7 protein-coding genes are annotated in these 7,788 nt (G+C 72.2%); 3 read left to right on the top strand and 4 right to left on the bottom strand.

Features of this window, described 5'->3' with window-relative positions; all coding sequences use genetic code 11:
- Window positions 1–1,161, bottom strand: a 1,161-nt coding sequence (locus tag AOK08_RS39585; protein WP_055535097.1) for an MFS transporter, incomplete at its 3' end; no start/stop codon positions are given.
- The gene (locus tag AOK08_RS39580) at window positions 1,158–1,739 is read right to left on the bottom strand and encodes a TetR/AcrR family transcriptional regulator (protein ID WP_055535095.1); all 582 of its coding nucleotides are present in this window, start codon (window positions 1,737–1,739) and stop codon (window positions 1,158–1,160) included. The genes AOK08_RS39585 and AOK08_RS39580, both read right to left, overlap by 4 nt.
- Before the next feature lie 131 nt (window positions 1,740–1,870).
- Here AOK08_RS39580 and AOK08_RS39575 point away from each other — a divergent pair, with 131 nt between their 5' ends.
- Window positions 1,871–2,311, top strand: a complete 441-nt coding sequence (locus AOK08_RS39575) for a PPOX class F420-dependent oxidoreductase (RefSeq protein ID WP_055535093.1) — start codon at window positions 1,871–1,873, stop codon at window positions 2,309–2,311.
- A 169-nt stretch (window positions 2,312–2,480) separates the two neighbouring features.
- Here AOK08_RS39575 and AOK08_RS39570 read toward each other — a convergent pair whose 3' ends face one another.
- Complete coding sequence (locus tag AOK08_RS39570; RefSeq protein ID WP_055535091.1) at window positions 2,481–3,854, bottom strand: MFS transporter; 1,374 nt, start codon at window positions 3,852–3,854, stop codon at window positions 2,481–2,483.
- 213 nt (window positions 3,855–4,067) lie between these two features.
- A complete protein-coding gene (locus AOK08_RS39565) occupies window positions 4,068–4,730 on the bottom strand; it encodes a TetR/AcrR family transcriptional regulator (protein ID WP_055535089.1) in 663 nt (220 codons plus the stop codon).
- 198 nt (window positions 4,731–4,928) lie between these two features.
- On the opposite strand from AOK08_RS39565, the gene AOK08_RS39560 reads away from it, so the two are divergent.
- Both AOK08_RS39560 and AOK08_RS39555 read left to right on the top strand, forming a co-directional pair.
- A complete protein-coding gene (locus tag AOK08_RS39560) occupies window positions 4,929–5,813 on the top strand; it encodes a shikimate dehydrogenase (RefSeq protein ID WP_055535087.1) in 885 nt (294 codons plus the stop codon).
- A 62-nt stretch (window positions 5,814–5,875) separates the two neighbouring features.
- Window positions 5,876–7,687 carry a bifunctional sugar phosphate isomerase/epimerase/4-hydroxyphenylpyruvate dioxygenase family protein gene (locus tag AOK08_RS39555; RefSeq protein ID WP_055535085.1) on the top strand — a complete coding sequence of 604 codons (1,812 nt, stop codon included), beginning with the start codon at window positions 5,876–5,878 and terminating at the stop codon, window positions 7,685–7,687.
- Window positions 7,688–7,788 lie beyond the last annotated feature (101 nt).

Genomic DNA, 7,788 nt, shown 5'->3' with positions numbered 1-7,788 from the left:
GGCATGCGCCGACCCGGTCGGCGCATGCCGTACGACGACGGCCGTCGCGGTCACCATCACGGTCCCGAAACCCGCTCCGAGCAGCAGGAATCCGCCGCCGACCAGCTCGGCGGCGGAGGCCCGGAAGAGCACGAGCACCCCGAGCGAGAGCAGCAGCAGCGCGCCGACGGTCGTACGCCTGGCCCCGTACCGACGCAGCAGCACCGCGGCCACCGGAGCCCCCAGGACCATCGCCACGCCACCCGGCAGCGCGGTCAGCCCGGTGTGCGCCGGGTCGATGCCCAGCTCGTCCTGGAGTACATATCCGGCCACGAAGACTGTGCCGAACATCGCAGCCGACGCGGCCGTCAGAATGCCCAGCGCGGCACCCACGACCGTCGACGCGAGCATGTCGGGCGGCAGCAGCGGGTCGGCGGTGCGCCGCTCATGGCGTACGAGGACGAGGCCCGCGCCCACCGCCGTGAGCAGCCCGAGGACGGCCGTCGGGCTCCAGCCGTGCTCCGGCACACCGACGAGCGTACGCACGAGGCAGGTGAGGGACAGCGCGAGCAGCGCGGTACCGGGGAGGTCGAGCCGCCGCTGTCCCGGTTCGGGCGACCGGCCGGGGCCGGGAGCACGGACGAGCGACGCCAGTACGCCCAGCACCAGCGCCGGTACGACATTGAGGAAGAACACCGCCCGCCAGCCCAGCTGGGTCACCAGGACGCCGCCCACCAGCGGACCGGCAGCCGCCGCCACCCCGATCGCGCTGGTCCGCAACGCGATCGGCATCCCCAGCCGGTCGGGCGGGAACGCGGCCCGCAGCATCCCGAGCGTGGCGGGTTGCAGCAGCGCGCCGAAGACCCCCTGGACGGCCCGCAGTCCGATCACCCAGCCCACCCCGGACGCGCACCCGATGCCGGCGGACACCGCGCCGAAGCCCAGCACGCCGATGGCGAACAGCCGTTGATGTCCGTACCGGTCACCGAGCCGCCCGGCGAACACGAGCAGACTGGCCACCGCGATGAGATACGCGGTGCTCGTCCACTGGACCTGGGTGAAGGAGGCGTGCAGATCCCGTTGCAGGGTGGGCTGCGCGACGGTCAGCACGGTGCCGTCGAGCGCGACGACCACCGCCCCGATGACACTGCTCGCCAGCACGACCCGCCGGTGCGCGCTCACCGCTCCTCCGGTCCGAGGTGCGCGTCCAGGGCCGTACGCAGCAGGGGCGCGAAGTCGTCGGCGCCCGTGGCGAGTTGGAGGCTGCCCCAGGTCCACAGCTGGGCGATGCCGTAGAGGTTCGCGAACAACGACCCGGCGACGAGCCGGGCGTCGGCGTCCGGCCGGGCCTGCCCGACCAGCTCCACCAGCAGGGCGAACACCGGCAGGCTCGCCTCACGCAGCCCCAAGGTGCCGCTCTCCAGCAGATCGTGACGGAACATCAGCTCGTGCATGCCCCGGTTGGCGAGCGCGAAGTCGAGGTACACGTGCCCGAGTGCGGTGATCCGCTCCCGGGGTCCCGCCGTACCACCGGGCCCGGTCTCCTCGATCGCCCGCGCTCCCCTGGCCGCCAGCTCGGTGAAACCGCGGCGCGCGATGGCCGACAGCAGCTCCCGATGGGTCGGGAAGTAGCGGCGCGGTGCGCCGTGCGAGACGCCGGCGCGGCGGGCGATCTCCCGGAGGGTCAGCGCGTGGACGCCTTCCGCCGTCACCAGATCGACGCCGACATCGATGAGCCGGGTGCGCAGGGAATCATTCATAGACACTGTCTACCAGTGGCGAGTAGACAGTGTCTACCTCACTCTCCTCCGTCGCGCCCGGTAGGCCGGAGGGCCGGAGGCGGGGAGCCGGGGGCCGGAATGGTGGAGGGCGGGCGTGTGTTGTGCGAGACATGACTCAGGACGACGCACAGGACGCACCCCTCCTCAAGCTGCTCTCCGAGTACCGCGGCGGAGTACTGACGACCATCAAGGCCGACGGCCGCCCCCAGCTCTCGAACGTCATGCACGCCTACGACCCCGACGAGCGCACCATCCGCGTCTCCCTCACCGACTCCCGCGCCAAGACGCGCAACCTGCGCCGCGACCCGCGGGTCTCCTACCACGTGACCAGCGACGACCGCTGGGCGTACACCGTGGCCGAGGGCACGGCCGACCTGACGCCGGTGGCCGAGGACCCGCACGACGAGACCGTCGAGGAACTGGTCCGGCTCTACCGGTCCCTCCAGGGCGAGCACCCGGACTGGGACGACTACCGCGCGTCCATGGTCCGGGACCGGCGGCTCGTGCTGCGGATCAGGGTGGAGCGGGCTTACGGCATTCCGCGCGGCTAGCGGGCCCTCTGTCCCGGACGGCGCGGCGGATCACCAGTGAAGCCGGAGCCCGCCTCGGCCGGTGCGGCGGACGAGAAGGGCGGACGGCAGGTGGGGCCGCCCGCGGGCATGCCCGAGTCCCCGAACAGCTCATGGCTGCCGGGGACCCGGAAGGGAAGGCGGGGGAGGATCAGGCCGACACGGTCGCGCGCTCGGAGGCCTTCTCGGCGGCGCGTTCGCCGAGGCGTTCCGTCGGCACCCGGTGTGTCTCGCGCGCCGTGATCGCGGCCAGCACGGGCGGGACGCACAGGGCCGCCGTGAACAGGGCGACGGAGGACCAGTCGTCCCCGTCCGGCCCGGCGATCTCCGCGGCGAAGGTGACCGCGAACCCGGCGACGGCGAAGCCGATCTGCGTGCCGATGGCCATGCCCGACAGGCGTACCCGGGTCGTGAACATCTCGCCGTAGAAGGACGGCCAGGTGCCGTTCGCCGCGCTGTAGACCACACCGAAGGTGATGATGCCGAGGACCAGGATCAGCGGGTAGGAGCGCGTGGAGATCGCCCACAGGTAGGCGAACATCATGATCCCGCTGCCGGCCGCCCCGGCCAGGAACACCGGGCGGCGGCCGATACGGTCGGACAGCGTGGCCCAGAGCGGAATCGCGGCCAGCGCGACCAGGTTGGCCAGCGCGGCCACCCACAGCATGGACGAGCGCTTCATGCCGACCGAGTCGCTGGTCGCGTAGGCCAGCGCCCAGACCGTGAAGATCGTGGAGACGGAGGCGACGAGCGCGCCCGCGATCACCCGCAGTACGTCCGCCCAGTGCTCGCGCAGCAGGATCAGCAGCGGGAGCTTCACGACTCCCTCGGTGGCGGTCTGCTGGGCGAAGGCCGGGGTCTCCTCCAGCTTGCGGCGGATGACGTAGCCGACGACGGCGACCGCGATGCTCAGCCAGAACGGCACGCGCCAGCCCCAGGACAGCAATTGGTCCTCGGGCATCGCGGCGATCGGGATGAAGACCAGCGTGGCGAGGAGCTGGCCGCCCTGGGTGCCGCTCAGGGTGAAGCTGGTGAAGAAGCCGCGCCGGCCCGGCGGCGCGTGTTCGAGCGTCATGGAGTTGGCGCTCGCCTGCTCGCCGGCGGCCGAGATGCCCTGGAGGACCCGGCAGAGCACGAGCAGGACCGGGGCGAGGGAGCCGACCTGGGCCCGGGTGGGCAGGCAGCCGATGAGGAACGTCGACAGGCCCATCAGGATCAGCGTGAAGACCATGATCTTCTTACGGCCGAGCCGGTCGCCGAAGTGCCCGAGGAAGAGCGCGCCGACCGGCCGGGCGGCGTACGCGACACCGAAGGTGGCCAGTGACAGCAGGGTCGCGGTGGCCGGGTCGGACTCGTCGAAGAAGACCTTCGGGAAGATCAGGGCGGCGGCGCTGCCGTAGATGAAGAAGTCGTAGTACTCCAGGGCGCTGCCGATCCAGGCGGCCGTGGCGGCCTTCTTCGGCTGGCCCCCGGGTGCGGCGCCCGGGGCTGGTGCGGGGTCGTGGGGTGCGACGGAATCCGCCACGGCTTGCTCCTTCGAGGGAACTCCAGCGTACGTGGAGTGAGCGGAGGGGAAAGAGGTGCCGGAGCCCTGGGGTGACGGGACGGCCGGGCCGGGAGCTACCCGGTTAATTAACCCACTGGATAGTTAGTAGCGGTTGGCTACGGATGTTGCGCCCACGTTTCCCGGGTGTCAAGAGGTCGCGGCGAAGGATCTCGCCCCGGATTCCGCCCCGCGTCAGGCCGTACGGTCCGCCGTCAGGTAGGCGATGACCATGTCGCCGAGCATCGTCCGGTAGTGCTCCCGCTGGTCCGGGGCCGTCAGGTCGCGGCCGAACAGCGCGCCGAAGGTGTGCCGGTTGGCGACCCGGAAGAAACAGAACGAGCTGATCATGGCGTGCAGGTCCACGGCGTCCACGTCGGCGGTGAAGAGACCCGACTTCCGGCCCGACTCCAGGATCCGGTGGATCACCTCCAGCGCGGGCGAGCCGATCCTCCCGAGCTGCTCGGAGGCGGCGATGTGGCCGGCCTCGTGGATGTTCTCGATGCTCACCAGACGGATGAAGTCGGGGTGCGCCTCATGGTGGTCGAAGGTCAGCTCCGCGAGGCGCCGGATGGCCGCGACCGGGTCCAGATGCTCGACGTCGAGCTCCTGCTCGGCCTGCCGGATCACGGAGTACGCCCGCTCCAGCACGGCCGTGAAGAGCTGCTCCTTGCCGCCGAAGTAGTAATAGATCATCCGCTTGGTGGTGCGGGTGAGGGCGGCGATCTCGTCCACCCGGGCACCCGCCAGACCGGCCCGGGCGAACTCCTTGGTGGCCACGTCGAGGATCTCGGCCCTGGTCCGGGCGGCGTCGCGGATGCGCCCGCCTGTGTGTGCCGGTTCTTCGACGCTGGTCATCGGGTTCCTTCGGGCGAGGGGCCAGTCCCGCGATTCTAGAAGCACCGGTGGGGCGCTCCCGGAGAACCGCGCTCCCCGTGAGGCCCGAGGAGCGTCCGGGGGCTTCCCCGGTGCCCGGCCGTGCTGATATAGCTAACGTACTAGTTCGTACATTAGGCGGCGGTGGCCGCTGAGCCGCAGTCGCACAGGAGGTCCGTCGTGGCCAAGGACTCGTTTCTCGTCGGGCTCATCGGCTCCGGCATCGGCCCCTCGCTGAGCCCCGCGCTGCACGAGCGGGAGGCCGACCGGCAGGGGCTGCGCTATCTGTACCGGCTGATCGACATCGACACGCTGGGCGTCGGGGCGGAGTCGGTGGGGGATCTCGTACGGGCCGCCCGTGACCTCGGCTTCGACGGGCTGAACATCACCCACCCGTGCAAGCAGCTCGTCATCGGACACCTCGACGGACTCGACCCGCGGGCCGAGGCGCTCGGCGCCGTCAACACCGTGGTCTTCGAGGACGGCCACGCGATCGGCCACAACACCGATGTGACCGGCTTCGCCGCGTCCTTCGCGCGCGGCCTGCCCGACGCCCCGCTGGACCGGGTCGTACAGCTCGGGGCGGGCGGCGCGGGCGCGGCCGTCGCACACGCCGTCCTCACCCTCGGCGCCGGGCACATCACCGTCGTCGACGCGCTGCCCGCCCGGGCCGCCGACCTCGCCACGTCCCTCAACCGGCACTTCGGCGCCGGCCGGGCGACCGCCGCCGCACCCGACCGGCTGGCGGCGCTGGCCGACCGGTCCGGCGGCGCCGACGGCCTGGTGCACGCGACACCCACCGGGATGGCCGCCCACCCCGGCCTGCCCCTCCCCGCCGGGCTGCTGCACCCCGGGCTCTGGGTCGCCGAGGTGGTCTACCGGCCCCTGGAGACCGAGCTGCTGCGCACCGCCCGCGCGCTGGGCTGCGCCACCCTCGACGGCGGCGGCATGGCCGTCTTCCAGGCCGCGGACGCGTTCCGCCTGTTCACCGGCCGGGAACCCGACACCGCGCGCATGCTGGCCGACATCGGGGAACTGGCGGGCGCGCTGCCGGCCCCGAAGTAACGGCAGTGGACAGCGGGCAGCAGGCAGCAGAGGCAGAAGCAAGAGAAGGCAGAGGTACCGACGTGCGTACGTCCATCGCCACCGTGTCGCTCAGCGGCTCCCTGACCGAGAAGCTCACGGCCGCCTCCCGGGCCGGTTTCGACGGGGTCGAGATCTTCGAGAACGATCTGCTCGCCAGCCCCCTCACCCCCGAGGAGATCCGCGCCCGCTGCGCCGACCTCGGCCTCACCATCGACCTCTACCAGCCGATGCGTGACATCGAGGCCGTGCCCGAGGACGAGTTCGCCCGCAATCTGCGCCGCGCCCGGCACAAGTTCGAGCTGATGCGGCGGCTCGGCACCGACACCGTCCTCGTCTGCTCCAGCGTCTCCCCGCTCGCCCTCGACGACGACGCCCTGGCCGCCGCCCAGTTGAGCCGACTGGCCGACCTGGCCCAGGACTTCGGCGTCCGCGTCGCCTACGAGGCCCTCGCCTGGGGGCGGCACGTCAGCACGTACGACCACGCCTGGAGCATCGTCGAGGCGGCCGGCCATCCCGCGCTCGGCACCTGTCTCGACAGTTTCCACATCCTCTCCCGTGGCTCGGACCCCAAGGGCATCGAGGACATCCCCGGCGAGAAGATCTTCTTCCTCCAGTTGGCCGACGCCCCGCTGCTCGCCATGGACGTGCTCCAGTGGAGCCGCCACTACCGCTGCTTCCCCGGGCAGGGCGGCTTCGACATCGCGGGTCTCCTCCGGCATGTCGTCCGCGCCGGATACGACGGTCCGCTCTCCCTGGAGGTCTTCAACGACGTCTTCCGGCAGGCCGAGGCCGGACCGACCGCCGTGGACGCCCGGCGCTCCCTCCTCGTCCTCCAGGAGAGCATCGGACTCACCACGCTGCCCCAGCCCGTCGTCCCCACCGGTGTCGCCTTCGCCGAACTCGTCACCCCCGACGCCGAACCGGTCGCGGCCGTCCTCGGCGCGCTCGGCCTCGCCCGTACGGCGCGCCACCGCAGCAAGCCCGTCGACCTGTGGGAGCGCGGCGAGGCCCGTGTCCTCGTCAACACCGGACCGGCCGCCCGCCGTGACGGCACCGGACTCGCCGCCATCGGCCTGGAGTCACCGGACCCGGCAGGCGCCGCCCTCCGGGCCGAGGCCCTGCTGGCGCCGGTCCTGCCCCGGCGCCGCGCCCCCGAGGACGCCCCGCTCGACGCGGTGGCCGCCCCCGACGGCACGGAACTCTTCTTCTGCGCCACGGGCCGCCCCGAACTCCCCAACTGGCGGGCCGACTTCGAGCCCATCAAGGACGCCGGGACCACCTCGGCCGGCGAGGACACGGCGGGCGGTGTCGCCCGTATCGACCATCTGGCCCTGACCCAGCCCTGGCACCACTTCGACGAGGCCGCCCTCTTCCACCGCAGCGTCCTCGGACTGCACGGCCAGGAGAGCGTCGACGTCGCCGACCCGTACGGGCTCTTCCGCAGCCGCGCCGTCACCGGCCCCGGCGGCAGCGTCCGCATCGCGCTCGCGGTCGGGCCCGCGCCCACCGAGGACGAGACCCGCGCCCAGCACATCGCGCTGGCCACCGACGACGTGGTGGCCGCCGCCCGGCGCTTCCGGGCGGCCGGCGGCCAGCTGCTGCCGATGCCCGCGAACTACTACGACGACCTCGCGGCCCGGTACGACCTCACCGAGGGCGAGTTGGCGGCCTACCGCGAACTCGGCATCCTCTACGACCGTGACGCACACGGCGAGTTCAGGCACTGCTACACCCGGACCGTCGGCCGCGTCTTCTTCGAACTGGTCCAGCGCGACCCCGGCCACCAGGGCTACGGCGCCCAGAACGCACCCGTACGGCTCGCCGCGCAGCATGCCCAACGCCCGCGCAGGTGAGGCGAGTTGGTGCCCATCGGCCGCGCCGGGCGCACATTCGGCCTGCCCGGCGCCCGAGGACGAGGCCCGAACAGCCCGAGCGGTGTTTCCCACCCACCCAC

Source organism: Streptomyces graminilatus, assembly GCF_001418565.1.
Lineage (GTDB): Bacteria > Actinomycetota > Actinomycetes > Streptomycetales > Streptomycetaceae > Streptomyces > Streptomyces graminilatus.
The sequence above is the reverse complement of the archived record's forward strand: the minus strand, read 5'-3'. Positions and strand labels throughout refer to the sequence as shown.

Coding starts and splice junctions, on each gene's coding strand:
- AOK08_RS39580 (WP_055535095.1), bottom strand. CDS start 1,739: ATGAATGATTCCCTGCGCACCCGGCTCATCGATGTCGGCGTCGATCTG.
- AOK08_RS39575 (WP_055535093.1), top strand. CDS start 1,871: ATGACTCAGGACGACGCACAGGACGCACCCCTCCTCAAGCTGCTCTCC.
- AOK08_RS39565 (WP_055535089.1), bottom strand. CDS start 4,730: ATGACCAGCGTCGAAGAACCGGCACACACAGGCGGGCGCATCCGCGAC.